Here is a 24,376-nt window from a genome sequence, read left to right as displayed (position 1 = left end):
AATGACAGTATGGCTTAGTGCAGGCATTGTGTTTACCCTAGTTGCTATCGCTTTTATTCTATTAAAATGGGGGAACCTACGCTGTGTCGGTGTGACACCGGTTAAAACCTTTACCTTTATTGCTATTTTATTTACGTCCGGCCTGGATGTTGGACTTATCATGTTTCCGCTGACGGAGTTTGCGGGTTACGCAGACATAAAAGCAAGCCCAGAATATGCGTTTGCCAATCCACTCGCCATTGAATTTGGCTTTTGGGGCTTCCTGATCTGGGGATTTTATTTTCTGACGTGTTTTTATTTCTGCGTAATAGAACCTAAGGTGAAGTTCTTCGAAATTCCCTGGGTTAAATTTATCAATAATGTTGTTATTATTGGTACTTGCGCCTTTACGGCCTATCTGTTGCTGACTAACCTGCCCTGGTATATGCCAAGTGTGGGCGATGGCGAGTCTATTGTGCCAACCTTTTACCTCATCGTGTTCGCCGCCATTTGTTTTGCGGTGTATTCAAGCACCAGCCTGAAGTATGTACGCATTCTGAGTATCTCTACGACCTGGATGTTTATCGCCCTGATCGCCTTTATGTGGGCCTCTGCGTTCGTATTTGGTGACAGTGAGATGAGCGCCTTTACGAATAACATTGCGTTGCTGGGTAGCTACTTCAGTAATATCAACGAGTTTGTGTTGCCACTTAACGATTACCACGAATTTTATCTGTTCTGGTGGTTTGCGTGGAGCATTATGATAGGTCAGTTCACCTCGCGTTTTGTCGGTGGCCTGAAAACCTATCAGGTACTGGCTGCTATGCTGGTGTTCCCGTCTATTCCCATCGCTGTCTGGTTTAGTGTCTTGTATCACTATCATGAAGCCGGGATCGACACCGCGGGTATCAAGAACCTGGCGATGGTAGTGGTTGGCGTGATTTTCGTGATCAACTCTCTGGACTCATTAGTTCGACTGTATACCGACAACCTGGGGTTGACGGTTAAAAAACTCGGGAAGCGCAACTATATTTTGTTTAATATTGCCGCCCTGTCGTTGCTGACGCTGCTATTTAAACTAAACTTTTTGCAGATACAATGGGTTGGTGCACTGGTTATTGCGCTCTTTTTTGGCTGTTTTGGCTATATTTGCTATAGCAAATTCAAAACAGTCGCCAACATTACCCGTTCACCGAAAGAGAATACCATCGACTTCAGCCGTATCGAGACCGTAAACTAAGGTTCAAAAGAAATGAAAATAAATTTAAAAACAACACTCTGCGCACTTCCTCTGGCTCTACTGTCGAACATAGCTATGGCAGGCTGGTCAACAACCATTACCGGTACTTCAGACTATACCTTTAACGGGGTGTCACAAACACAGAGCGACCCAACCATTCAGGGTAGCCTGGACTACGCAGCCGATGCAGGCTGGTATGTCGGTACCTGGGCTTCTGGTGTAGACTTTAGCGATGACACAGGCCACGAGTGGGACTTTTACGTTGGTCGCTCTTCGGAGCTGTCCAGCGCATGGACGGTAGACTATGGTATCGCATACTACACCTATCACGGCGATGATGCGTCCAGCGACTATAACTACCCTGAAGTCTATACAAAGTTTGCTTACGCCAGTAGCCTGGGCACTACCAATGTCAACTTATGGTATAGCTGGGACTATTTCGGTGTTGACGTCGGTCATAGTATTGTAATGCTATCGCATACTTTTGATATCGCCGATAACCACTCGGTTACCCTCAGTGGCGACGTGTCTAACTCATTTGATGCTGAGAAATATGCCTGGGATGGGCTCGACAGCTCTTATACCCACTATGCGGTGTCTTACACCACCACGCAGTTCGATTTCGATCTAACTTTCACTGTGGAAGACACCACCATAGATGGCGAGCATACCGACGAACGCTTTGTGTTCGCGATTGCACGAACATTTGACCTGTAATTTCTGCAACAACCAGGCACTGTTCAATCAGTGCCTGACTTCTTGCTTTATCACCAGTGAAGACCCAAACAACTTAAGAGCCACAGCGAAAAGCACTTGGCACAGAGCCCGTCCAACGTTTAAACGCGCGACGAAAGCTATGCACATCGGCAAACGCCATGGTGCTGGCAAGCTGACTGTTATTCCACTGATTGAGATCCATCAGGTGCAACGCTTCTTGCCCCCTCACTTCATCAACCAACAATTTGAAATTGGTGCCGTCCTGTTTGAGGCGACGCTTGAGTGTGGCCGGGCTCATGCCCAGATAATTAGCGGTATAATCCAGCGACCAGGCCTGTCCAAGGTTCTTTCGAAACAAGCGACGTAAGTGTGCCTGAAGTAATTGCGGTGGGTGCGATACCTGACTAGCACTGCGTTTTGCCTGAGCAAAGCGCAATGTGCTGGCCTCTTTAAAAGGCTGATACATCACCTCATCAGACATCACAATCGCGCAACGCGGTGCATTAAACCGCACATGCTCACCCAGATAGACCGGATAATGAAAATCCTGCCCGGGTTGCGACCAGGGCAGCTCTATCTGTATCCAGGTCTGTGCACCTAGCTGCTCTTTCAGCAACAAGCGACAAGCCGACAGGACAATCTCAAACACCATTCGCTGTTGAGTGCTCAACGACGCTGATTCAGTCAGCCTGATATACAGCTTGCCCTGATGTCGCTCAACATTAAACTGGATCAACGTCTCAAACCCTTTTTGTACTCTTGCCCAGGCCGTCAGTGCGCTGTGCAGGTCAGGGGCATACCGCCACAAGTCAAACAAAACATGACCATGTCCGGTCGCGATTCTTTGTCCCAGCTCCATCGCCAATTGCGGCTGCTCAGCAAGCTCTCGTTTGAGCTTTTTCAGAATAATAAGTACGTTGATTGGGGCAACCTGAGCCCCCGGATAGGCCAAATCTTCAAGAAACAACTGAGACCCACGGATCAGGTGCTGTGGTTTTATCTGATAGTGTTCAGCCAGCTCTAATATGGTAATCAGGAAGTGTGCCGGCATGCGCTTATCATGCAAATAGGCAAATTTCAAAGACATCACACATCCTCCCCGTCCATAGCCACGGAGCTCGTGCGTTTCGCTCCCGCCAGCTGCTGATTCAGTCGTTCGAACAGCGCCTGCTCTGATTCCCCGGCAATTCGGGTGGCCTGTACTGTGGTCACCGTCAACGTCCCCTTTAGCGCTGAGTTACAACACGCCTGGATCAACTGAGAGAATACTCTGGCCTCATCCGGTGGTGTTTCGGGCAGTAAAATCGCAAACCGATCACTGGTATAACGGCACGCCAGATCCGTTTCTCGCAGCGCAATTTCCAGCGCAGAGGCTACCTCATTGAGAGACTCGTCGCCTTTTTGCACACCATGTACCCGGTTGTATTGAGCAAAACCCTTTATATCAACCATCACCAACGAAAGTGGCTGGTTGCGTTTATCGTGCAATACCGCTTCACGGTTAAGCTGGATCAACAAATAGCGCAGGCTGTAAAGCTGAGTCACAGGGTCGATCAGGCTATGTTCACGATGAAAATGCTCTCTTTGTTTCAGCTGACGATTGACCGCTTGCTGTTCGCGATACCAGGTGACTAGCCCCCAGGTTAGCAAGGTCATACTGACTGGGGCAGGCAGCGACTCAAGCCAGGTAAACAGGTGGCTCTGTAGCGGGTAAGCAATGAACTCATCCAATAGATCCAGCCAGGTTGTGAGCCAGTAAGTTGCGGAACCTAGCAGCAATACCGTGGTAACCCGGCCTCTTGGACGACACAACATCAGGAGAATAAACCAAATAGCTGCCATCATCGACGTAGTGGCCTCGCCCGCGGCGTCAACCCAATCGATGTCATTCACTGATTTCAGCTCACCGATGAAGAGCGCCAACATGGTCAGCAAGATACTGACACAGAGAGTTATGTATAAGCTACTGACATTCTTCATCTTTTTATCCAATTACGCAATCATCCGGGTATCCTAGCTCGGATATATGACACTTTTAAGGCAAGCTCAATAATGGTCTGAGCTAATTGGACCCGGCCAGAATAGCTCACTTAACTTGCTCCGGGTTATACAGCCCTTTGAATCAAACCGAATATCACCATGATTTTATTGCGTTTTATATGAAATAAAGACGATGGTATTAAGACAAAGCAGCTCACCATTATAATTATATTGTTCTATCTGCATCGTTTTAGGTCCATCGACTGCCAAACCCTGCTCAGGGTGAAACAGAACTGTCACATTACCTGCTTAAGGTAGCCGCTCACTTTACACCCGTTGATGGTTTGGCGGCCTGCACACAACACCTGATGCAGGCTCGCTTCTGTCAGTTCTCTGTGATGTCGGAGCAAAAATATGAACATATCAACCTTATCTAAAACCATGCTTACTTTAGGTCTACTGGGCGCATTGAGCGCCTGCCAAAGCCAGCAGCCACAACAAGTAGTTACGCAAACTCTGCAAACCAAAATACAAGGCTCTGTCGAGGCAATTGTTGACAGCTGGCACTTACCCGGAACAGATCAGGTATTAACGGCATCAGAACACCATGGACTCAGTCTACTTCAGGGGAATGTACACAAAGCGCAACTCCCGGGCACATTCAAACAACTCCGCCTCAGTGCGATAAGCGACAACCAGTGGCTATATGCCGCGCTTGAAGGCAGCAAAGACAGTGTATTTGTGGGCACGCTGGATGCTACTGATGCACAACTGCAACCACGCTTTGAACTCACGCAAACCGGACTCCTGGTTGACAACTTCTGCTTATTTGCAGATCCGGCAGATCAGACTCTGTCTATCTTTGTTTCCGATGGTCGTGGCAGGGCGGAACAATGGCTGCTTCGCCAGCAACAACGTTGGCTGCAGGCCCCTTTGCTACTGCGTTCATTATCTTTGCCCTACGATGCCGATTCCTGTGCCGTGGACCCTGGCAATGGCTACCTCTACATCAGTGAACCACTGGGGATCTGGCGCTATTCAGCACGCATTGAAGACAATCCACAGTATTATCCGGTCTCACTGGTTGCCCCATACGGCGAACAGCGAGCACCGGCAATAAGCCTGGCAACCAGTCACTCTGGCGAACTCTTTGCGTTACTGGAAAATGGCCAGGAGATCCTGTACTGGGATACACCAGACGCCGCAGACAGCTGGATACCCGCTGACACGTTAGTGCTCAAAAATTACGAAGCCACAATGATGAACCTCAGCCAGTCATCGGGGCAACAAACTGCCGAGCTGAGCTTTGCCAATGAACAACAAGGCAGTTACGCCAGTGTGAATATTGCACTTAAACCAGCCCCAACGGCGAAGACGCTGCCAATAGTTCGGCCTAAGTCACAGAGCCAACCTGCTGAGCAGTTTGGCGATGCGATGGATGACCCGGCCATCTGGGTGCACCCGAGTAATCCCGCAGCTTCTCTGGTACTGGGTACACACAAAAAGCAAGGTCTGGAAGTCTATGACCTCAAGGGTAACCTGTTACAACAGTTCAAAGATGGTCGACTCAATAATGTCGACCTGCGCGATGGTTTCAGCTGGCAGGGTCGCACCATCAGTATTGTAGCAGCAAGTAAACGCAATGATGATAGCCTGGCATTTTATGGTATTGAAGCTGACGGCACAGTGTTTAGGCTGGGAACAGTACCTGCCGGGCTCAATGAAATTTATGGTCTCTGTATGGCCGCTTTTGAGGGCAACCATTATGTATTTGCCAATAACAAAGCTGGTCTGACAATTCAGTACACACTGGAGGCTGACAAAGGCAAAATTGCCGCCTTGAAGGCGCGCGAAATATCATTGCGCTCGCAACCGGAAGGCTGTGTGGCAGATGATGAGCGCGGCCGCTTGTTTATTGGCGAAGAAGATGTTGGGATCTGGGCCACCAGCCTGAACCCAAAGGATAACAGCCAGCCTGTGTCAGTGGCAAAAGTGGGTGAGCACCTGGTTGATGACATCGAAGGCCTTGCCTTATCGTTTGGCAAATCACCTGTTCTGGTCGTTTCCAGCCAGGGCAACAACAGCTATCAACTATACGAAGCAACGCCCCCATACCGACACCTGGCAGGGTTCCGCGTTGGAATGGATGGCTTTAGGGGCCTTGATGGTGCATCAGAAACAGATGGCCTTGCCCTGTCGACTCGCCTGCGCACTCCAGACTACCCTGAAGGCTTACTGGTGATTCAGGACGGTCGTAACCGCTTCCCCGATCAACCTCAGAACTTTAAATATGTAAGTTGGCAGGATGTATTAACAGCTACAGAGCTGAACAAACTTTCTCGCTAATCTGCGAAAATTTATACTGAGGCCTTATAGGCCTCCTACAATGGGTTAATAAAATTACTTTTCCACAATACAAACATATAACGGCATGACTCATATTCAATAAAAATCGTATTTATTTGCAAATACGGTCTCCACACATCAAGTTAACATTAAAAAAACAACCTTACCCAACCAGTTAATTTAACTTAATAAAAACCGATATTGATATATTATAACATATTAAAAATATGATTTTATATCTGGATTTAAAATCACAAACAAAATGATTAAATAACACACACAATCAAATAAAAGACCAACAATCAAATGAAAACCCACCACAACATTTAACATTATTTGACATAAAACCTTTGTACCCGAAAAGATATAGTATAGAATCCGCCACTTTTATAATACGGATATACTAGGATGAAAAAATCCCTTATCTTGGCACTGTTATTCAGTGCCAATGCTGCCGCATTTAAAATAGATACCCATGTCTGGGTTGGCCAACAAGTAATCGAAGATTTACAAGATGGTAAACTCGACTTTAAGGTCGACGGTAAAACTATTTCGGTACCAGTCAATAACAACACCAAAGACCTGATACTGCAAAACCAAAGCTATTATCGCTCAGGTAACATCGGTCCTGATATGTCACCTGACGTGATTGTTGGACAATCTCAGATCCATACTGAAGACCAGCTCGACAGAACAATGTGGAACACCAGCCAATGGTTAGACTTTCTGGATTCGGTTGCAGAGCGAGATTCGGAGCGAGCTTTTGTGCTTGGGTTTAAAGCGCATGCTGCCGCAGATATTTTCGCCCATACATATGTCAACCGCTATGCTGGCGGAGCATTTGACCTGGCAGATGGTGAAATTGACGTTGAACTGCGTCATATTCTGATTGAATCGCTTATTTCAAAACACACGCCCAAAGGCGCCTACAGCAGTCAACTTAGTGTGCCCGTTGGGTTTATTCGCGATAAAATTGTCTATAACCCAGACACCCAGTCGCAATGGAACTCCCCTTCTGGTAGCCATCTCTACGCCATCAACACACTCAGAAAAAACGTTGAAGACCTTGCCTACTCAAATATTTTTAAAGAATTAAAGGTTGCAGCGGTCAAGGCAGTAGCCAAAGCACAAGCAGGCATCCAGCTCAACGATCAAACAGCCGAAAAAATCGTTGAGCTTGGAGAAGACATAAATAAAGTCAGTAACTGGAACATAGACAAGGCACAACAAGTTCGCGATGCCGCCACGCGTTTCAAAAAAGACCTGACCAATGGACACCAAAAGCTCATCAGTGCGCAACTTGATACGATTAATAATGCCGCGAATGCTGTGGTTAAAGCACACGGCGAGCTATCCAATGCCCGGCTCAAATTAGCAAAGCTCACTAATGAGCTCAATTCAATTCCAATGAACCTCACCGAAAAAGTGACAGAAAAAGTTTGTAAGAACGTCAAATCTTGGTCAGGCGGATTATTTGGAGGTTGGGTAACTAAAAAGGTATGTGAGTCCAAACTTGTCGAAAAAATAATTGGCCTGAACCCAACGTATAAAGTGCAACAAGAACTGATAAGAGCAGAGAAACGCCTGGTTGAAAAACTAGGTTCATCTATCAATAAGGAAGTGAGTAAGTTAAAGAAAGCGTCTAAAGAGGCGCATGAGATCCTAAAATCAACCATTGATCTGGAAAACCAGCTGGCACAAAACCTGATTGACACACTGCAACAGTTCAACTCAGCCTCAATCAGTCCGGTTGAAGCATTCCTGAAGGCTTGGCTACAAAACATTGACCTTGCAACCACTCAGTACATTCACAATATCAACCATGCGGTGATTTACTCGGTAACCGATAAAGATCGCTCACAAAAAATGATTAATGACTGGGTAACCTGCTATTCATCTGGATTAATGGGTATGCCTGTCACCCTGACTTCATCAAGATGTACTGTCGAGGATTATTTACAGGAAACCCTGGATAAACTCTCAGAAATTATGCACGTTGTCAGCCCTGCTTATAAAGTCTATGAAGAGATCCAGAGAATTAAATCCAAGGTTGCAAATAAAGCAGTCGAAAAACTGATTAAAGAACTTACCAGTGATGAACTTTATCAGTTATTAAAACACCTCAGATCTGACATGAGTGAAGTGGCTTTGCAGCGCCAGTTTAGCAAAGATAACTCAGGTAAAGGGCTACTTGTCACCAATGACATCGTTACCCGTATCAAAGCGGATATGCATGTCACCGGCAATAGTCAATTTAATCCAAGTAAGTTTGCAGCCGCCCACAATGCCGTTGTTCTGGCAAAGCTGAGCATTCTAAACTACCGTGAGCTTAACCATCTGATTGCACAGTTCGGACTATCCAGTAGCCAGCATTATGGCAGTAGCTTTTACTATGCTGGTGAGAACATTCTATCTTCTGCAGTTCGATCATTGGATGGTAATCACCAATGGCAGGAAGTGGCTCCGCAGTATGTCAGACGCACAGGATTCAGTGGTGTGAGCACGCAACAGCGTAAATTTGGCTATGCACATAATAACGGCACACAGGGATTCAAGCTATGGCAAGATCCTAATGCACAAAGTAGAATCTTCAAGCAGTTGTTCATAGGCCCACTGGTACCTGGTATCGATGCTCCATCGGAAGTAGGTTTATCCCCACTCTCGGGTATTCAGTACACTCTGGACAGTTGTAGCTTTGCGCCATTCCCTCAGGATGAGCAAGACCGCACCTGTACCGTGATTAAAGTGCTCCCTGCACTGACCATGTTAAATTAATACCAATTTGCTTAATATTTGCTCCTTCAGATTGAACAGGTATTAAGTGAAATTGGTATGAGACATAAAAAAGCCGAGCTCACTAGCTCGGCTTTCTTCATCCTGCGCCCGATAAAGGCGCATTAAATCATCGACTCAGACAATTAGTTTTTCACAATGGCGTTGTGATACACGTTTTGTACGTCGTCACAGTCTTCCAGCATATTGATAAACTTCTCAAAGTTTGCCAGATCGTCTTCACCTGTGATCTCAACGTGTGTTTGTGGTACCCAGGTAATTTCATCTACTTCGAAAGTGATGCCATCAAATGCTTCAATCAGCGCTGTTTTCGCTTTGAAGTACTCAGTGTGTGGTGCAAACACAGAAACCTGACCGTCTTCGACCTCAACGTCAGTCACGTCTACATCCGCCATCATCAGCGCTTCCAGTACGGCTTCATCATCATCACCGGCGAAGCCAAGGATTGCAAAGTGATCAAACATGTGTGCAACACAGCCCGGACTACCAATTTTTGAGTCTGTCTTAGTGAACGGCAGACGTACATCCTTGATAGTACGGTTTGGGTTGTCTGTCAGACAGTCCACAATCACCATACAGTTACCAGGGCCGTAACCTTCATAACGTGCTGGTGAGTAATCTTCACCTGCACCACCGGCTGCTTTTTCAATCGCTTTTTCAATAACGTGCGCCGGAACCTGGTCTTTCTTAGCTTTATCGATCAAACGACGAAGGGAGAGGTTGGTGTCGGGATCAGCGCCACCATTCTTTGCGACTACATAGATCTCTTTACCATATTTTGAGTTTACTTTGGTCTTTGCCGCTGCCGTTTTTGCCATGGCGTTTTTGCGGACTTCAAATGCTCTACCCATCTTAATTCTCGTTTGTGCAAATTAAATTGGACAAGATTCTAACAAGACATTGCATTTTGGGCTATACCCAGACGAGAATTGCCCGGTATTGCGGCATTTCCTCCGGTTTTTTAAGCAAACTGATCTGTTCGAGCCCGGTGATGCAGGCCAAGTGCCGCAGGTAGGTCAATAAACCGCTCTATGATAATATCAGCTTGCGGAGCGTAATCTGGCAGACCAACGGGCGCAAACAAACAGGCATGCATACTGGCACGCTGTGCCGCCTCAATATCGTATTTGTAATCTCCCACATAGACACAGTGTTGATAAGGTAAAGACCAGCTATCAGCGACCATATGCAGTGCCTGAGGATCGGGTTTAGGTAACGCATCTTCACGTGTCAGCATATAGTCCAGGCCCAGACGGCACCGCTCAAGTTTTAGCTGCGCAGCCTTAGAGTAGTTACGTGTGACGATGGCCATAGGTATGCCGATGGATTTTAAAAACGACACAGTGTCTAACACTCCGGGGATCGGCTCCGCATGCTGTGCATCCTGCATCTCATGTTGATGGATGAGCGACATGGCTTCTTCACGCATGTAAGGAGAAGGCAAAGACTCTACAAAATCAAGCAAGTCTGCATCACGATCACAGCCTATCTGTGCTTTGATTAACGCAAAATCGAGTGAGGAGGTTACCAGGGTACCATCCAGATCAAAAATCACACCTTTTACCATTAATTCAGCCATTCATATTTCCTTATCACCAAGGCTTCAACCAAACTAAACATAGGGTAAGCCGAAACACCTTGCAAAGATATTAAAAATAAAATTATCGAGGCCCTACCTGCTGGTCACATCGCAGCAATGGGACCTGTAAAGCATACGCACATAACCATTGTACGGATCATTTGAAACCGAAGTAGGAACATGCCAAGGTAAAGATAAACAACTCAACAAGGAGTCGTGATGGATAACCCTATCGAACAGTTCTTATCCTGGTGGCAACAAGCCAAAGCTCAGCCTAATCTCAAGCAATGCAGCGCCGTCTGCATTTCTACCATAGATGAACAGGGCTTCCCGAGTGGTCGTTTTGTTGATCTTAAAGCGGTGAGTGATGCCGGCTTTACTTTTTGCACTCACCTGGGTTCGCAAAAAGGACAGGACCTGCGACGTGACCCCAAAGTGGCTATGACAGCCTGGTGGGACGCCCTGGGCTATCAGGTTCGTGTTAAAGGACTGGCAACCGAGATCAGCCGTGCCGATGCACTGCGTTACTGGCAAAGCCGCAGCCACGACGCTCAGCTCACCACCTTAGCCTGCCAACAGAGCCAACCTATGTCGTCCTTGAGCGATGTTACTAACGAACTCTGTACGCTAAGCGCAGAATATCAGTCGCAAGCTGTGCCACTCCCCGACGATTGGGGAGGCTTTGTTGTACACCCGCTCAGTATCGAGTTTCTCACCTTCAAAGAGAGCAGGCTCCATGTGCGCGAACTCTACCAGCATGAAAATAATGCCTGGTCCAAAACCTTGTTGCAGCCTTAGCGCATGTAAAGGCCCTTGCCAAATACCTCAACTTGCTCAATTCAGTTGTGCAGCCAAAATGAGTCTGTTATTGGAGCACGAATGACATCTGTCATGCCAATGTCATGACAGATCACACACGCCATCACACCCGCCATTTCGTAAAGTTATCCCAACAACAAAATAACTCATCAAAGGATAACTCACATGACTAAACATCTGACTCGCACCACCGCCCTTGCTTGCATGCTTGCCGCACTATCAACCAGCGCAATGGCACAAGATCTGACCATCACATTCAGTGGTTTGGCACACCAATCTGGAACACTCAAGCTCGTCGCCTATGACTCTCCGGCCGCATTTACACAACAACAAGCATGGCGGGTTGCACAACAACACGTATCAGGCACCCAACCTGAACTCATATTACGCGACGTAGAACCCGGACAATACAGCTTTATGGTTTATCAGGACCTCAACAACGACGGCAGGCTGAATCGCAATCGCTTTGGTATGCCAACTGAACCTTATGGTTTTAGCAATAATGCAATGCTCACTGGCGCACCCCAGTTTCCGCAACTGGCGGTACAAATTACGCAACAAAGTCAAAATTTAAAAATACGACTTCGTTGACTAAAAAAGTGTCACAGCAAGCCTTTTGTCTGTGACACTTATCCCTCAAACCATCCAAAAAACCCACTTCATTAACATACCTGTAAGAGAAACAGCGTGTACCCACAACAGAATCATAGTATTTTTTTCTTATTAAATGTTATGAAGTTACTGGATCAATAACGAAACTTTATGCAATAGTGTGTTCGCAAAGTGATCCAAAATTGTCACTTCGCACTATATTTAAACAGCTATTTACGCTTAAAACCCAAGAAGTGAGTCGTGCATGCTCAAAACAATAGCTAAAACCATATCCAGCCATCTTACCCTTGTTGTTCTGCTTCCGTGTTTATTGTTGGGCGGCGTCATTTTTTATGATGTGTCAGTTTCAGCAAAACGCATGAATGACGCCTATGACGCCGAATATAATGCCTTTTTGAGCCATGCAGTGCTCGCTCTGGTACACGAAACGCAAAAAGAGCGGGGGGCTTCTGCAGGCTTCATCGGTTCACAGGGCCAAAAATTTCAAAGCAACCTGACACAGCAACGTCGTCTTACCGAAAGCCAGCTCGCTAAGCTTAAAAGTGAAGTGATACACTGGGATTTGTCGGAAGAGATGACGCGCGAGCTCAACATATTGCTGCAAAAGTTCGACCAGCTCGACAGTGTAAGGCGCAAAGTCAGCTCGCTCTCTATGAGCCTGCCTGAAGCATTAAAATACTACACCGACATTAACAACCAGGGCCTGCATATTGTTATCACAGCAGCGCGCCTGAGCCGGGATTACATCGTTGCCACTGAGTTGATGGCGATATACAACTTCTCCAGCGCCAAGGAGTCTGCAGGCATAGAGCGAGCGGTGCTGAGCAATGTGTTTGCACAAGACAAATTTACCCCGGCACTTCGCACCCGCTATACCCAGCTTCACACCAAACAACAAGTCTATCTGACTGAAGCACTCGAAGCATCTCCCCCAGAGATGAAAGCCATGTTTACTGAGGCATTAAATAGCAGAGCCATGAAAAACGTTGACTCCTTCAGAGCCACCGTCGCAGATCGGGATTCGGGGTTTGGACAAGATCCCGAAGCCTGGTTCTCAGCGGCCACTCAACGGATTAATGCGCTCAAAGAGGCTGAAGAAAAAGCGCTGACACTGGTCGACAAAACGGCCATCAAAATTCAGGAGTCAGCGGTTACGGTTCTGGTCGTTGAATTGATTATTCTGGTAATAGGCTTATTGATAACAGCAGCGCTGTTTATCTCAATCCGCCTTCGTCATCAGCAGTCTGCCAAGATTGCAGAAGGCATCATCATCGCGATGAATCAACGCAACCTGGCGCATGAAATCGGCATTCTTAGCTCTGATGAGCTTGGTAAATCGGCAACCGACATTAACAGCCTGACTCGACAATTTGCTGAAGATCTGATCGAGTTTGGTCGAGCGTCGCAAAAAATCACCACATCGACTCACGAAACCGCCTGTGCCATCAGCCAGAGCCAGACCAATTTGGTTGAACAACAATCCGGTGTGCAAACCATTGCCTCCGCGGCTGAGCAAATGAGTGCCAATATTCAGGTTATCGCCAACTCTATGATAGAAAACGCGGCAGCGGCAAAGTCCGTGTCGCAGGAATCAATCAATGGTCAAAAGGTTGTGACAGACGCGGTACAAGTGATCCAGCAAGCATCCCTTGATATGGAGAAGTCTGCGACATCCGTCGATGCGCTGAACGAGCGGGTGGGCAGCATTTCGGGTATGGTTGATATGATCCAGAGCATTGCCGAGCAGACCAATCTGCTGGCACTGAACGCGGCTATTGAGGCCGCCCGGGCTGGTGAGCAGGGCCGCGGCTTTGCGGTGGTTGCCGACGAAGTCCGCAGCCTGGCCAGTCGCACTCAGCAGTCTACAGAAGAAATTTCTGCACTCGTGAGCGAACTACAAACCAGTGCTAAATCTGCCTCGGACGTTATCACTCAGGGCAAAGAAAATGCCATGCAGGCTGCCGAGCGTGCCGAGCTCATTAAAGAAGCGTTAGGCAAAATAGTTGACCAGGCTAAGCAGGTGGAATCAGTGACAGATTCGGTGTCAGTGAATACCCAGCAGCAAAGCAATGCCATTGACGAAGTCAGCCGACATATAGTAGAAATATTTGCCAAAGCCACCGAAACAGTAACCGGGGCCGAGCAAATTGCCGTGGCGGCCTCTAATATCGCAGAAGCCGCAATGGATATGGATGAATTAATAGACCGCTATAAAGTACAGGAACAGACAGACTAAATGACCTCACACCCTTTCGATACGCTGCGTCTTGATAACGGCGCAGCTTTGTTATTTACCCCATGCCCGGGCACTAAGGGCACCACACTGGATGACTCAGTACGACAATTGCGTGACGCCGGAGCACAAGCCATTGTAACACTCATGTACCCTTCGGAGTTAGAAAGTAACGAGGCAAGCGCGTTACCTCAAGTATGTGAAGACCTTGGCATGGCGTGGTTTCAGTTGCCCATTGCAGATGATGCCCCACCTAATGAAGACTTTACGCAGGCATTTATGAAGAGCTGGCCGCAGCTTAAGGCCATCCTGTCTGAACAGGGGACCGTTGCAGTGCATTGTAAAGGCGGCTCAGGACGCACAGGACTGGCCATTGGTTTGATCATGCATCAACTAGGGCTGGATAAAGCGGACATCATCCCTCAGGTGCAGGCACTGCGTCCAAAAGCGTTAAACCACCCGGCTCAGCTTGGGTTTTTCAATCAATTTTCCCGCTTCGAGTAATCATATGCGATTAATTGCCACTGTCATCGCACAGTGGCAATTGTATTACGCAAACCCGTATTGCTGACGAAAATGCTCTAAGACTTTGAGTAGCTCTGTTACTTTTTGCTCATCATATGCGTCATCATGTGCCCGCGCAAAGCGGCCATGGTCGTTATCAAAATATTGGCCAGACGCCCCGGAGAATTCCTCGGACAACGCCGCCCGCACCAATATATCTGCGCCTTCCTGAACATTGCCCCCGGCGACACCATAGGCCTGCTCAACCATTTTTGAACCCAGAAAAGACTTCGGATTCACCGCGACAATCGTCGAGTGTGAATCATCAGAAGCGGCACCCAATTGCATCGACCACATGGTCAGGGCCAGTTTGCTTTTGGCATATGCCGCATTATCCGACAAATTGCTGGATGCAATTATCTCTTGTGGCATCAGGGATGCTTGCGCAGCCGATGATAAGTTGATCACTCTGGCACCTTGCCTCATATCAGGCAGCAAAGCTCTCGTCAGCAAATAAGGGGCAATAGTATTCACCATAAAGCGTACATCAATGCCCTCTGGCGTGGTTCGCTCTGGTATTACAAACACGCCAGCATTGTTGATCAGCACATCCAGCTCAGTGCCTGCTCGTTTTAGCTCATTGATCAGATGCTTGATATCACTGATCACACTCAGATCTGCGGTGTAAGTCGCAACACGCTCCGGCTCGATATGCGCCGAAAGTTCAGCTTTGAGCGTCGATAGCTTTTCTGCATTTCTGCCGTGTAAGATCACGCGGTGGCCCAGTGCAAGGAGTGTTCTCGCCGTAGCCAGACCGATCCCATCGGTCGCACCGGTAATTAATATGGTTTTTGTCATTACTGTATCGCTCACTGAAGTTAATTGGGTCGAGTGAAAAGAACCGGAGCATACTCACGGTACAGATACAGCTTAGATTATTTAATAAAAATTTATTATCTCACTTATTAAACAATCAGTATTCTTATTATATTGATAATAAGATTCGATGTTCAGTGGTCAGCGTCAGAAAAACAGCTGCTCTGCGCAGATAAAACAAAGCAGCCATAACCACGAATTACCCTTGCTTTCTGGCGGCCTGATAAGCCTCGCGACTTTGTACCTGGTTGAGATAGCGCTGTATCTGTGGTTTATCGTCCAGCAGTTTGAGATTAGCGGCAAACTCCAGCGTGATGGTCATCATAATGTCTGCTGCACTAAATTGTGGACCGGCAAAAAACGTTTGTTGCGACAACGTTGCTTCAATATAACCCAGATCCAGTGCAAGCTCTTTGGCAATGTATCCATCCAATGGCGCGCTTCCCTCTCGCTGCTCCATACCCAGCAACAAAGTCGTGATCACCGGCAGTGCCAAAGACCCTTCGGCAAAATGCAACCATTCAAGATACTGATAATAATGTGTATCGCTTTTTGCAGGCCGTAGCGCTGTCGGCTCAGCCTGATCAAGTAAATACTCCATGATGGCCCCCGACTCGCACAGCACCAGCCCGTTGTGTTCAATGGCCGGCGCTTTATTTAGCGGATGAACCTGGCCCAGACTTGCTGGTGCCAGGCGGGTATGCGGATCACGCTCGTGGTGTACCACTTCGTAAGGCAGCTTAAGCTCTTCAAGCAGCCACAGTACGCGAGTTGAACGTGACTGATTAAGATGGTGTACTTTGATCATGAAAACATGGATCCCTTTTCTGAAAAAGTCGGCCGTACACATATCAAAAACGACCGACGAGAATAACGATGATTACTGTGTAAGATGTCTAGCCAGTGCTACACCCACAGCATGTGCGCTGGCCGGATTCTGACCCGTTATCAGGCGTGCATCTTCAACTACCAGCTCTTGCCAGGGCTGCACTTTTCGGTATTGCGCCGCTTTGCGGGCAATGGCTTCTTCAAGCAGGAAGGGAATATCGCTGATGGTACCAAAATCAATCTCCTCTTCGCGGGTAAAGCAAGTGACCGACTTATCGGCAATGAGCAGCTCACCGTTACTCAGAGTGATTGGGAGCAAGGCCGCTGGACCATGACACACTGCCGCTATCACCCCACCCGCTTCATAATGACTTGCCGCCAAAGCAGCAAACTGGTCGTCGCTTGCCAAATCGCTGAGCAGACCAAAGCCACCCGGATAAAAAATCGCATCATAATCGCTCACATTAAGCTCTGAGACTTTCAACGTATTAGCGATTTTTGCCTGCAATTCAGGATCTTCAAGCATCTGACGGTTCACCTCATCGTCTTCTGTTTCCGTGCCATATAACGGCACCTGACCACCCGCAATAGATGCAAGTTCAAAGGCAATTCCCTGTGCTTTTAATACATGAACGACATGTGTCAGCTCAGGAGCATAGGTACCATTTGCCTGATCTGTTTCGCCTAAGGTTGCGTGGTTAGTGACCGGAATTAGAACTTTTTTCATCCTACTTTATCCTCCTGAGTTACGTAATATTTGCGCAGTACTGGCGTATTTCGTGGCCAATGCGTTGTGTGTATTCACTTTAGATTATTTCTCAAAAAATGATAATGGATATAACTGACAAACACTTTTGCCACACTGCAAAAATCAGCTCGTACAGGTTGCAGGCTGTTTATATCAGTCCCGGATGCGACCAAATCCATTGGCTCAGACAGAAACTACCTTTACCTTAGCTGAAGTCCTACAGCTAATTACAACTTTCCACAGAGCTTTACACCCTCAGAGCAGGTCATTCTATATGGTAGGAGTCTGTTGATTATTGGACGTATCAGTTAAAGGAGAAATCATAATGTCCAGATGGAATCCAACTTTTTTCACTGCCTTCTTACTTATACTGCTTTGCTTACTCAGCGGTTGTCATAACAGTAACCAAGAGCTGGTTGAAGACCGTGTCATCACCTTCAGCTCAGGCGAAAACACATTACATGCCAGACTGGTGGTACCTAAAGTACATCAAAGCAACGATGCTATCGTCTTACTTATACATGGGGATGGTGCGATGGATCACAGCGCCAATGGCTACTTTGAGCCAATTATCACCACTTTAAACGAGCAACGATACGCGACTCTGTCCTGGAGCAAACCTGGTATTGGCAATTCTGACGGCGACTGGTTGACCCAAACTATGTCACAACGTGCAGAAGAAGTCCGCAGTGCCATTCGCTATCTGAGACAAAATGGCTATCCAGATAACCCTATTGGCGTGGTTGGCTTCAGCCAGGCAAGCTGGGTGCTGGCCGATTTAGGCAACGAGCCCGAAATCATGTTTGCCGCCCTGATAGGTGGCGCTGCAAACTGGCGAGAGCAAAGTAAGTATACAATGTGGCTGCGCCTGATAGAGGAAGAGCAAATTCCCCCTGACGACACCGCCGTCTGGCAAGAGATTGAAGAGCTCAACGAGCTGGAGTATCAGCTCATTAAAGCCGGATTTAACGACTACCTGGGCAGTGACCTACACTTACATCCATTTATGACACAACCATTGGAGGATGAAGCACGCTTTCGCTTTGTACGTGCGAATATCGACTCCGACGTCAGTCTTGGATTTGCTCAGATCCACTTTCCAATGCTGGCGCTGTTTGGTGATTCAGATATCCGGGTTGATATTGAACATAGCCAGCAGGTATTTACTAATACCGTAGGAGCACCAGACAAACTGACTCAAAAGGTGATCAGCAATGCCTCCCACAGCCTGCTTAAAACCGAGCTGCCGATGCGAGCAGCACTGTATTTAACTGAAGATGATTTTGCACCAGGTGCACTAGCCACACTGGTCGAGTGGCTGAATACACACGCTCACAAGGCACCACCACAGCGCTTATAGGCTTAAACCAGGGTGAAGCTGCAAGCAAACTTCACCCTCTTTTCGCTTTTTAGTTGCATGATAGCTATAAAATCAATACCTTAGTTATATAACAATAAAAAATACCCAATCATGTTGTACATCATACTGACCATTGCACTGCTGGCGCTCAGCGCTTTACTGTTTACCCCGTCTTTCAAGGCCTTCACACACCGTTATGAGGTAGCCTGTAATTTTATTCTGACCCTGGTTGCCACCTTAGTCGGTGTACTGCTGGCAATTGCGATCAGCAACTACGACGCAGATCGAAAAGAAGTCAAAGACTTGATTAAGGTGCTCCATGCTGCAGAAGCCGTCGTTGAGGAAAGTCTGGAATACAGTATCAGCCTTCATGAGGCCTATCAGCAGAACATCGATAAATATGGCGAAAAACAAGCGTTTTTTACCCGTAACCCACTCGTTTACCCCCAATACCTGGATAATATGCTCACCCAGAATCTGGTAAGCAAAAACCTTTCCATGGAAGGGTTAAGCGAACTCAATGAGCACCTGATCATCTTGCAGCGCTCCCAAAAGGTTGCACCTGAAACTTTTATTGCCAGCATGCGCTATATCAAGCAAATACTGATCCTGGAGCGTCGATTTCAAAACGCTGAGCTGTCAGAGCAAGATTACATGCAAATGCAGGACGAACACGAAGAGCAACTGGTACGCCCCAACCATAACACCAACAAGAATTAAGGATAGCCATGCGTTTACTACTCGTCGCAACACTTCTGGCAGCCAGTGGCATGAGTCACGCCACGGCCAAAATAGATGACAAGCAAAATCTCCTGACGCCAAATCAAATACAACAGGATCTACAAAGCTTTATTGATTATGTCCGGCTAGGCTACGCTTACCGCGATGAGAAGCAGACTGACTTTGCTACCTTTGAGCAATGTGTTCGCCAGCAAAGTACTGAACTCAAAGACAAGATGCAGCTCTCGAGACGACTTAATCACTGCCTGGAGCACTGGTATGATCATCATGCCGATGTAACGCCCAGACCCAAAGACTATTACTTACCTATGCCCACAGCCAGTGGCCTGTGGGCACACTGGCACAATGGAAAAGCCATACTGACTGAAGTGCCATTTATGGGACCTGCCTACCAGCAAGGCTTTCGGGCAGGCATGCAGGTGCTGCGTCTGAATGGGGTACCTGTTGAGCAAGCCATAGAGCAAGCCAACGTTTCTGGTTTTGATGAGGCAAGGAGTTGGACACTTAACCGATTACTCACAGGTAAGCGTCAGCAACGGCTCTCCCTGGAAGTCCACTGGCGTGGTAAGACCGAGATAAAACTGCTGGATATTGAAGCTATTGTACAGGAGGTGATAGCAGAAAAGCCGTTACTCACGCAAAAGCGATTTGGAGCCGTTGGCTATATCCGCCCGGAAAATAGCCTGGGCAATAACGCGCTGATCCAGGCTTTTGATGACGCCATGCATCAGTTGCAAGATACTCAGGCGATGATCCTCGATTTACGTCACACACCCAGCGGCGGCAACACAGAGGTAGCAAGAGGCATTATGAGCCGCTTTATAAATGTTCGTCAGCCCTATCAAACCCATGAGCTGGTATCCATCGAGCGCGAGTTTGGCGTGAAACGCGCCTGGCAGGAATTTGTGTTTCCACGGGGAGACTTTCAGTACGACAAACCCTTAATTGTACTTTGTAATAAGTGGACTGGCAGCATGGGAGAGGGCCTGACCATAGGCTTGCATGGCATGGGCCGGGCGACGGTTATTGGCACTCAGATGTCCCAGCTACTGGGTGCCATATACAGTGAAACTCTGCCACATAGCCAGCTTAACTACCTGTTACCCAGAGAAAAGCTCTTCCATATCAACGGAACACCGCGAGAAGCCTTTATGCCAGATCAAGTCATAGAACAAAAAAACCATGATCAGAGTAAAGACGTTATTCTCGACATCGCTTTAAAGCAACTACAAAGCCTGTGAGCAAGCTTACAGCAGGCCTTGCCACACAAGGCCTGTCAACGATTACATTGCGCTACTTGCATACCTCAGGAGCCTGGTAATCCAGCTTCATTAAATCAAAGTAGTTTTGCCCCAACGCGATATATCGAAAGGCTTCATCATCCAGGTACTGATTAATGCGGCTATTGATCTCAACTTCACGCTTGTAATCCCTTTGCTGATAGCCTTTTGCTGCCACAATATCACTGCCAGTCAAAATACGTTTTGGATAACGATTGAAAAACGCCACATACTGCTCACGTATTGCCGCATGACGAAAATATGCCTCATATAAAACTCGCCATGAAATATCCAGCATCAGATTAGGGTAGGTATCCAACAACCGGGATAAAATCGCAATATGTAACTGCGGATCCAACCTGGTTTGCTCCCGAGACAACCCCATATGAACCCAGACGATCGGATTTTCCGGGTAACGGGCCAGCACACTCTCCATCAGATGCAAATACTTGGTTGGCGCCTGATCTGAGCCGATATCAGCATGAATTGACAAAGGCATAGGTGCCCTGCCCCCTCCAGGCCCTCTGAGTCTGGCCATAAAGGGCGCCCAGTCATCAATTCGCTGTGGCGGCGTTGCCCGGTGCGAATGAGCGAACAAGGCTTGTTTTACCAGATTCACCTCCCCCATCCAGGTAAAAGCAGGCCCAAACTCCTCGTCCAGCAGTGCCATTTGTTGCGCTATATGCTGCGGCTCACTAAGGTCAGCAAAGCTCATCGACAGAGTCAGGTGGACTTCCTCATTAGGATACAATAACGCGTTGGATGCATTGATCACATCATTTCTTATGGTCGGCTTAATTTCACCCGCCGGACACACCGAAAAGCGCTGACAACCACTTTGTGCGCTAAACATTTGTCCAATCCCAAAGGCATTCACAAATAACACGCCAGCTGGCTGAAAATAGCTGATCAATTCAGGATAAGGAACGGCCTCTCCACCGAAAGGGCGGAAGTGGGCATGGGCATCCACCACGAAAGTATAAGATTGGGTGTCCCTGTCATAACAAGCCTGCTCTGCGCTACGCTTAAACTGTGTCAGATGACGTTCGCTCTGCGTATTTTGGCAAGCCGCGGTCAAGGCCATTACCATCGGCAGCAATACGGCACGTAATTTAGGTATTTTCACTATTTTCTCCCAGCCAGATTGAACAATGGCAACACGACAATTCCGGACTTTGGGTCCGCTTTTGCGATTGATAGCAGCATGAAATATATAACCAATTGTTATCATTATACAATTTTTCTGGTTCATTCTTTGCTGTAGACTCAACCCTCATCACGGATCATTAAAAGGATGTTGACCATGTCACAGCGTTATCGCGACTTTATCTGGTTCACCTGTTTTCAGCCAGCGCTTATGCAACTGCGCAAGCAAGCACGTTGGGCATTGAGCATGTTTGTCCTGCTGACACTAACTCTCAGTGCCGTGCTCTGTGTTGCTGCTGTGCTCTACCACATTTGGTTTAAGCCGCTCCCCTACCCCCAGCCACAGCAGGTACATCTGCTGGGTCATCACCGTCAGGCCAGTGCCGCTGGACTGAATGATCAGGGCTGGCCTTATCCCGCACTCACGCAGCTGTTAGATGCGATAAGTCAGCCTTCTTCGGCATCAGACAATGAAGCATTGCTAGCCCTTTACTATGCCGAAGAGGTGCCCCTGAACACTGCCTATCAGGAGAAAATTAAAACCGCTTACGTCAGTGGCGACTGGCAAACGATGCTGGGAGCTGAACTCATTCATGGTCACAGCAATGCGTTGTTAGCTGCGCCAGACACTCAGCCACAGGGTGCTGTGATCAGCCATGCCCTGTGGCAAACCGCTTTCGGTGGGACACCAGACATATTAAAGCACCATCTCAATATCAATGGGATACGTCACCCTATACAGGGCGTTGTTGACTCAAAATATCATCCGCCCGAACTATTAAAACCTGGCTGGCAGCCAGAGCTTTGGCTGCCCTGGCGTTTCAACAACTCTGAATATAAAGAGTACTGGCAAAGCCCTGATCCGAACATTCGAGTCCTGTTGCGTACGCCGACACCTCAAACGCAACTTGTTGGCTTACAAGCCAAAGTAAATGGATCAGCAGCCTTGCATGCACCTGCACAACTGAGGGACTGGCAATCTCGTCTAACCGGACACCCCCTGAAAGCTGCATTGCGTGGTGACCATCCGGTTATTTTTATTGTCTTTGCCTGTACGCTGGCGTTATTGTTTCTGGCAAGCCTGAATCTGGCGCAACTATTTTTGCTCCAGATTCTGCAAAGTCGGCATCAGCTGGCTGTGCGTTCTGTGGTTGGCGCAAAATACACAACGTTGCGCAATACCTTATTGTGCCAGCTGACTTTATTAATAGCCCCGTCACTGGCGCTCGCCCTGGGACTAACGCATCAGGCACTAACCTATAGCAGTAAATGGTTATCACAGTTCATTTATCAAGGTGAACAGCTGACCGTTAACTGGCAGATCGTATCGCTGGCATGCCTGCTGGGGAGTGTAATCCTGGCTTTGTTTATGATCTTAAGCCACAAACATTGCCAGCCAGAAAAGTTACTGAACAGCCTCAAACGCAGCGGCAAAGGCCAGGCTGCACAACTATCGCAAACAACAATCAGGCGCTTTGTTGCGTCTCAGGTATTGTTAGTTTCCCTGGCAGTTTTGGCGTGTACTCAGCTCGTTAGGGACAACCTGAAGCAGCTAACTCACCCGCTGGGATTCGACACCCAACAGATCTATGAACTGGAGTTCAATGTTGCCACTCTTGACTGGCAGGGCTGGTCAGCTTATGCACCAATGGCAAAAGCGTTTAAACACTCTTTGCTGCAAGAGCCTGGTGTAATAGCAGCCAGTTTCGCCCGCACCCCACTTAAAGATGACTTCCAGTTTAATGTCACTGCATCCTGGAACGATACCCGTTATCTGCCATTTCACCGTAATGTGGATCAGGATTACTTTAGAGTACTGGCACAAAAGCTTATTGGAGGGCGGACCTTCACCGCACAAGACATCGAGGAGCAACGCCCCGTAGTAATAGTCAATCGCACATTCGCCCGTCAACTGGGTGGTGAAGTGCTGAATAAGACGCTGAAAATTGATGGTGTACAAGCACAACGCATTATCGCGGTCATCGAAGACCTGCAATTGCCCGGAAAGCCTATTTCACCGGCACGCATTTACCTACCTAACTTTGGCTCAGCGACTTACCTGCTGGTTAAACTTGCACCAGGGGTGACCTTGAGCAAAACACAACTCAGTGCGCGGTTAAAACAACAGCATCCGCAATTTGTGCTAACCCAGTGGCGCGCATTGGAAGAAGAAGTTGCACACGCCCATCAATATCGGCGTATTACAACCTGGCTGCTGGTCTTTATCAATCTGCTGATCCTAATCATTACTGCTTATGGCGTATACAGCCTGCAAAGCTACGCAGCTTATCTTCAGCAAGGGGTAGTCAAAGTTCATTTGATGCTGGGAGCAAAACGTCGTCAGGTATTGTTGGCAAGGATCCGTGCATTTTTGCAGCCCGCATTGCTCAGCCTTACACTTGCAGTGATCGCGATAAGCTTGAGCTGGCCGTGGCTCGACACATTAATGGTATTTTCTCCCAGCCTGACACTCATTGCAGCAAGCTTAGCCGGTGTGATTGTGACCCTGGTGGTTATCAGTCTAATCACAGCCCGCCAATATATTCCAACCAAGCGGTTGTTATGATGTGTAAAGGGGGTTTCCATCCCCCCTTT

Annotated in this window: 20 protein-coding genes; 12 read left to right on the top strand and 8 right to left on the bottom strand. The window is 47.7% G+C overall.

All coding sequences use genetic code 11. From position 1 onward, the window contains the following. Position 1 precedes the first annotated feature (1 nt). Both MHN31_RS07330 and MHN31_RS07325 read left to right on the top strand, forming a co-directional pair. Positions 2–1,219, top strand: a complete 1,218-nt coding sequence (locus tag MHN31_RS07330; RefSeq protein WP_239443910.1) for a BCCT family transporter — start codon at positions 2–4, stop codon at positions 1,217–1,219. 12 nt (positions 1,220–1,231) lie between these two features. Beyond that, positions 1,232–1,936, top strand: coding sequence for a TorF family putative porin (locus MHN31_RS07325; protein WP_239443909.1), 705 nt, complete (start codon positions 1,232–1,234; stop codon positions 1,934–1,936). A gap of 73 nt (positions 1,937–2,009) precedes the next feature. On the opposite strand, the gene MHN31_RS07320 is transcribed toward MHN31_RS07325, so the two are convergent. Both MHN31_RS07320 and MHN31_RS07315 read right to left on the bottom strand, forming a co-directional pair. Further along, positions 2,010–3,023 carry an AraC family transcriptional regulator gene (locus MHN31_RS07320; RefSeq protein WP_239443908.1) on the bottom strand — a complete coding sequence of 338 codons (1,014 nt, stop codon included), beginning with the start codon at positions 3,021–3,023 and terminating at the stop codon, positions 2,010–2,012. Next, complete coding sequence (locus MHN31_RS07315; RefSeq protein ID WP_239443907.1) at positions 3,023–3,916, bottom strand: diguanylate cyclase; 894 nt, start codon at positions 3,914–3,916, stop codon at positions 3,023–3,025. The genes MHN31_RS07320 and MHN31_RS07315 overlap by 1 nt, the downstream gene beginning before the upstream one ends. 414 nt (positions 3,917–4,330) lie before the next feature. On the opposite strand from MHN31_RS07315, the gene MHN31_RS07310 reads away from it, so the two are divergent. Beyond that, the gene (locus tag MHN31_RS07310; protein WP_239443906.1) at positions 4,331–6,262 is read left to right on the top strand and encodes a phytase; all 1,932 of its coding nucleotides are present in this window, start codon (positions 4,331–4,333) and stop codon (positions 6,260–6,262) included. Positions 6,263–6,670: 408 nt separating this feature from the next. Next, on the top strand, positions 6,671–9,037 hold the full coding sequence (locus MHN31_RS07305; protein ID WP_239443905.1) for a zinc dependent phospholipase C family protein: 2,367 nt from the start codon (positions 6,671–6,673) through the stop codon (positions 9,035–9,037). Between the two features lie 143 nt (positions 9,038–9,180). Here MHN31_RS07305 and MHN31_RS07300 read toward each other — a convergent pair whose 3' ends face one another. Continuing rightward, positions 9,181–9,906 (bottom strand): YebC/PmpR family DNA-binding transcriptional regulator, encoded by a 726-nt coding sequence (locus MHN31_RS07300; RefSeq protein WP_010384392.1) that lies wholly within the window; start codon positions 9,904–9,906, stop codon positions 9,181–9,183. Between the two features lie 110 nt (positions 9,907–10,016). Further along, the gene (locus MHN31_RS07295) at positions 10,017–10,634 is read right to left on the bottom strand and encodes an HAD-IA family hydrolase (protein WP_239443904.1); all 618 of its coding nucleotides are present in this window, start codon (positions 10,632–10,634) and stop codon (positions 10,017–10,019) included. Positions 10,635–10,853: 219 nt separating this feature from the next. Here MHN31_RS07295 and MHN31_RS07290 point away from each other — a divergent pair, with 219 nt between their 5' ends. The 4 genes from MHN31_RS07290 (at position 10,854) to MHN31_RS07275 (ending at position 14,802) form a co-directional block, all read left to right on the top strand. Beyond that, complete coding sequence (locus tag MHN31_RS07290) at positions 10,854–11,432, top strand: pyridoxal 5'-phosphate synthase (protein ID WP_239443903.1); 579 nt, start codon at positions 10,854–10,856, stop codon at positions 11,430–11,432. Positions 11,433–11,618: 186 nt separating this feature from the next. After that, positions 11,619–12,044, top strand: coding sequence for a DUF2141 domain-containing protein (locus MHN31_RS07285; RefSeq protein ID WP_125560415.1), 426 nt, complete (start codon positions 11,619–11,621; stop codon positions 12,042–12,044). A gap of 265 nt (positions 12,045–12,309) precedes the next feature. Further along, a complete protein-coding gene (locus MHN31_RS07280) occupies positions 12,310–14,301 on the top strand; it encodes a methyl-accepting chemotaxis protein (protein WP_239443902.1) in 1,992 nt (663 codons plus the stop codon). Next, positions 14,302–14,802 carry a tyrosine-protein phosphatase gene (locus MHN31_RS07275; protein WP_239443901.1) on the top strand — a complete coding sequence of 167 codons (501 nt, stop codon included), beginning with the start codon at positions 14,302–14,304 and terminating at the stop codon, positions 14,800–14,802. A gap of 45 nt (positions 14,803–14,847) precedes the next feature. On the opposite strand, the gene MHN31_RS07270 is transcribed toward MHN31_RS07275, so the two are convergent. The 3 genes from MHN31_RS07270 to MHN31_RS07260 all read right to left on the bottom strand — a co-directional run bounded on the left by MHN31_RS07270 (position 14,848) and on the right by MHN31_RS07260 (position 17,233). Continuing rightward, a complete protein-coding gene (locus MHN31_RS07270; protein ID WP_239443900.1) occupies positions 14,848–15,660 on the bottom strand; it encodes an SDR family NAD(P)-dependent oxidoreductase in 813 nt (270 codons plus the stop codon). A 217-nt stretch (positions 15,661–15,877) separates the two neighbouring features. Beyond that, complete coding sequence (locus MHN31_RS07265) at positions 15,878–16,486, bottom strand: glutathione S-transferase family protein (protein WP_239443899.1); 609 nt, start codon at positions 16,484–16,486, stop codon at positions 15,878–15,880. A gap of 72 nt (positions 16,487–16,558) precedes the next feature. Continuing rightward, a complete protein-coding gene (locus tag MHN31_RS07260; protein ID WP_239443898.1) occupies positions 16,559–17,233 on the bottom strand; it encodes a type 1 glutamine amidotransferase domain-containing protein in 675 nt (224 codons plus the stop codon). 346 nt (positions 17,234–17,579) lie between these two features. On the opposite strand from MHN31_RS07260, the gene MHN31_RS07255 reads away from it, so the two are divergent. The 3 genes from MHN31_RS07255 (at position 17,580) to MHN31_RS07245 (ending at position 20,596) form a co-directional block, all read left to right on the top strand. Then, positions 17,580–18,614 carry a lysophospholipase gene (locus MHN31_RS07255; protein ID WP_239443897.1) on the top strand — a complete coding sequence of 345 codons (1,035 nt, stop codon included), beginning with the start codon at positions 17,580–17,582 and terminating at the stop codon, positions 18,612–18,614. Between the two features lie 111 nt (positions 18,615–18,725). Then, the gene (locus MHN31_RS07250) at positions 18,726–19,334 is read left to right on the top strand and encodes a hypothetical protein (RefSeq protein ID WP_239443896.1); all 609 of its coding nucleotides are present in this window, start codon (positions 18,726–18,728) and stop codon (positions 19,332–19,334) included. Positions 19,335–19,342: 8 nt separating this feature from the next. Then, complete coding sequence (locus tag MHN31_RS07245; protein WP_239443895.1) at positions 19,343–20,596, top strand: S41 family peptidase; 1,254 nt, start codon at positions 19,343–19,345, stop codon at positions 20,594–20,596. A 52-nt stretch (positions 20,597–20,648) separates the two neighbouring features. Here MHN31_RS07245 and MHN31_RS07240 read toward each other — a convergent pair whose 3' ends face one another. Further along, entirely contained in the window at positions 20,649–21,761 is a 1,113-nt protein-coding gene (locus MHN31_RS07240; protein ID WP_239443894.1) for an amidohydrolase family protein, read from the bottom strand. Positions 21,762–21,938: 177 nt separating this feature from the next. On the opposite strand from MHN31_RS07240, the gene MHN31_RS07235 reads away from it, so the two are divergent. Continuing rightward, positions 21,939–24,347: an ABC transporter permease gene (locus MHN31_RS07235; protein WP_239443893.1), complete on the top strand. Its 2,409-nt coding sequence runs from the start codon at positions 21,939–21,941 to the stop codon at positions 24,345–24,347. Positions 24,348–24,376 lie beyond the last annotated feature (29 nt).

Origin of the sequence: Pseudoalteromonas sp. McH1-42, from assembly GCF_022347845.1 — a bacterium.
GTDB lineage: Bacteria > Pseudomonadota > Gammaproteobacteria > Enterobacterales > Alteromonadaceae > Pseudoalteromonas > Pseudoalteromonas rubra_D.
This window is presented reverse-complemented; position numbering and strand designations above follow the sequence as displayed.

Coding starts and splice junctions, on each gene's coding strand:
- MHN31_RS07330 (WP_239443910.1), top strand. CDS start 2: ATGACAGTATGGCTTAGTGCAGGCATTGTGTTTACCCTAGTTGCTATC.
- MHN31_RS07325 (WP_239443909.1), top strand. CDS start 1,232: ATGAAAATAAATTTAAAAACAACACTCTGCGCACTTCCTCTGGCTCTA.
- MHN31_RS07320 (WP_239443908.1), bottom strand. CDS start 3,023: ATGTCTTTGAAATTTGCCTATTTGCATGATAAGCGCATGCCGGCACAC.
- MHN31_RS07315 (WP_239443907.1), bottom strand. CDS start 3,916: ATGAAGAATGTCAGTAGCTTATACATAACTCTCTGTGTCAGTATCTTG.
- MHN31_RS07310 (WP_239443906.1), top strand. CDS start 4,331: ATGAACATATCAACCTTATCTAAAACCATGCTTACTTTAGGTCTACTG.
- MHN31_RS07305 (WP_239443905.1), top strand. CDS start 6,671: ATGAAAAAATCCCTTATCTTGGCACTGTTATTCAGTGCCAATGCTGCC.
- MHN31_RS07300 (WP_010384392.1), bottom strand. CDS start 9,906: ATGGGTAGAGCATTTGAAGTCCGCAAAAACGCCATGGCAAAAACGGCA.
- MHN31_RS07295 (WP_239443904.1), bottom strand. CDS start 10,634: ATGGCTGAATTAATGGTAAAAGGTGTGATTTTTGATCTGGATGGTACC.
- MHN31_RS07290 (WP_239443903.1), top strand. CDS start 10,854: ATGGATAACCCTATCGAACAGTTCTTATCCTGGTGGCAACAAGCCAAA.
- MHN31_RS07285 (WP_125560415.1), top strand. CDS start 11,619: ATGACTAAACATCTGACTCGCACCACCGCCCTTGCTTGCATGCTTGCC.
- MHN31_RS07280 (WP_239443902.1), top strand. CDS start 12,310: ATGCTCAAAACAATAGCTAAAACCATATCCAGCCATCTTACCCTTGTT.
- MHN31_RS07275 (WP_239443901.1), top strand. CDS start 14,302: ATGACCTCACACCCTTTCGATACGCTGCGTCTTGATAACGGCGCAGCT.
- MHN31_RS07270 (WP_239443900.1), bottom strand. CDS start 15,660: ATGACAAAAACCATATTAATTACCGGTGCGACCGATGGGATCGGTCTG.
- MHN31_RS07265 (WP_239443899.1), bottom strand. CDS start 16,486: ATGATCAAAGTACACCATCTTAATCAGTCACGTTCAACTCGCGTACTG.
- MHN31_RS07260 (WP_239443898.1), bottom strand. CDS start 17,233: ATGAAAAAAGTTCTAATTCCGGTCACTAACCACGCAACCTTAGGCGAA.
- MHN31_RS07255 (WP_239443897.1), top strand. CDS start 17,580: ATGTCCAGATGGAATCCAACTTTTTTCACTGCCTTCTTACTTATACTG.
- MHN31_RS07250 (WP_239443896.1), top strand. CDS start 18,726: ATGTTGTACATCATACTGACCATTGCACTGCTGGCGCTCAGCGCTTTA.
- MHN31_RS07245 (WP_239443895.1), top strand. CDS start 19,343: ATGCGTTTACTACTCGTCGCAACACTTCTGGCAGCCAGTGGCATGAGT.
- MHN31_RS07235 (WP_239443893.1), top strand. CDS start 21,939: ATGTCACAGCGTTATCGCGACTTTATCTGGTTCACCTGTTTTCAGCCA.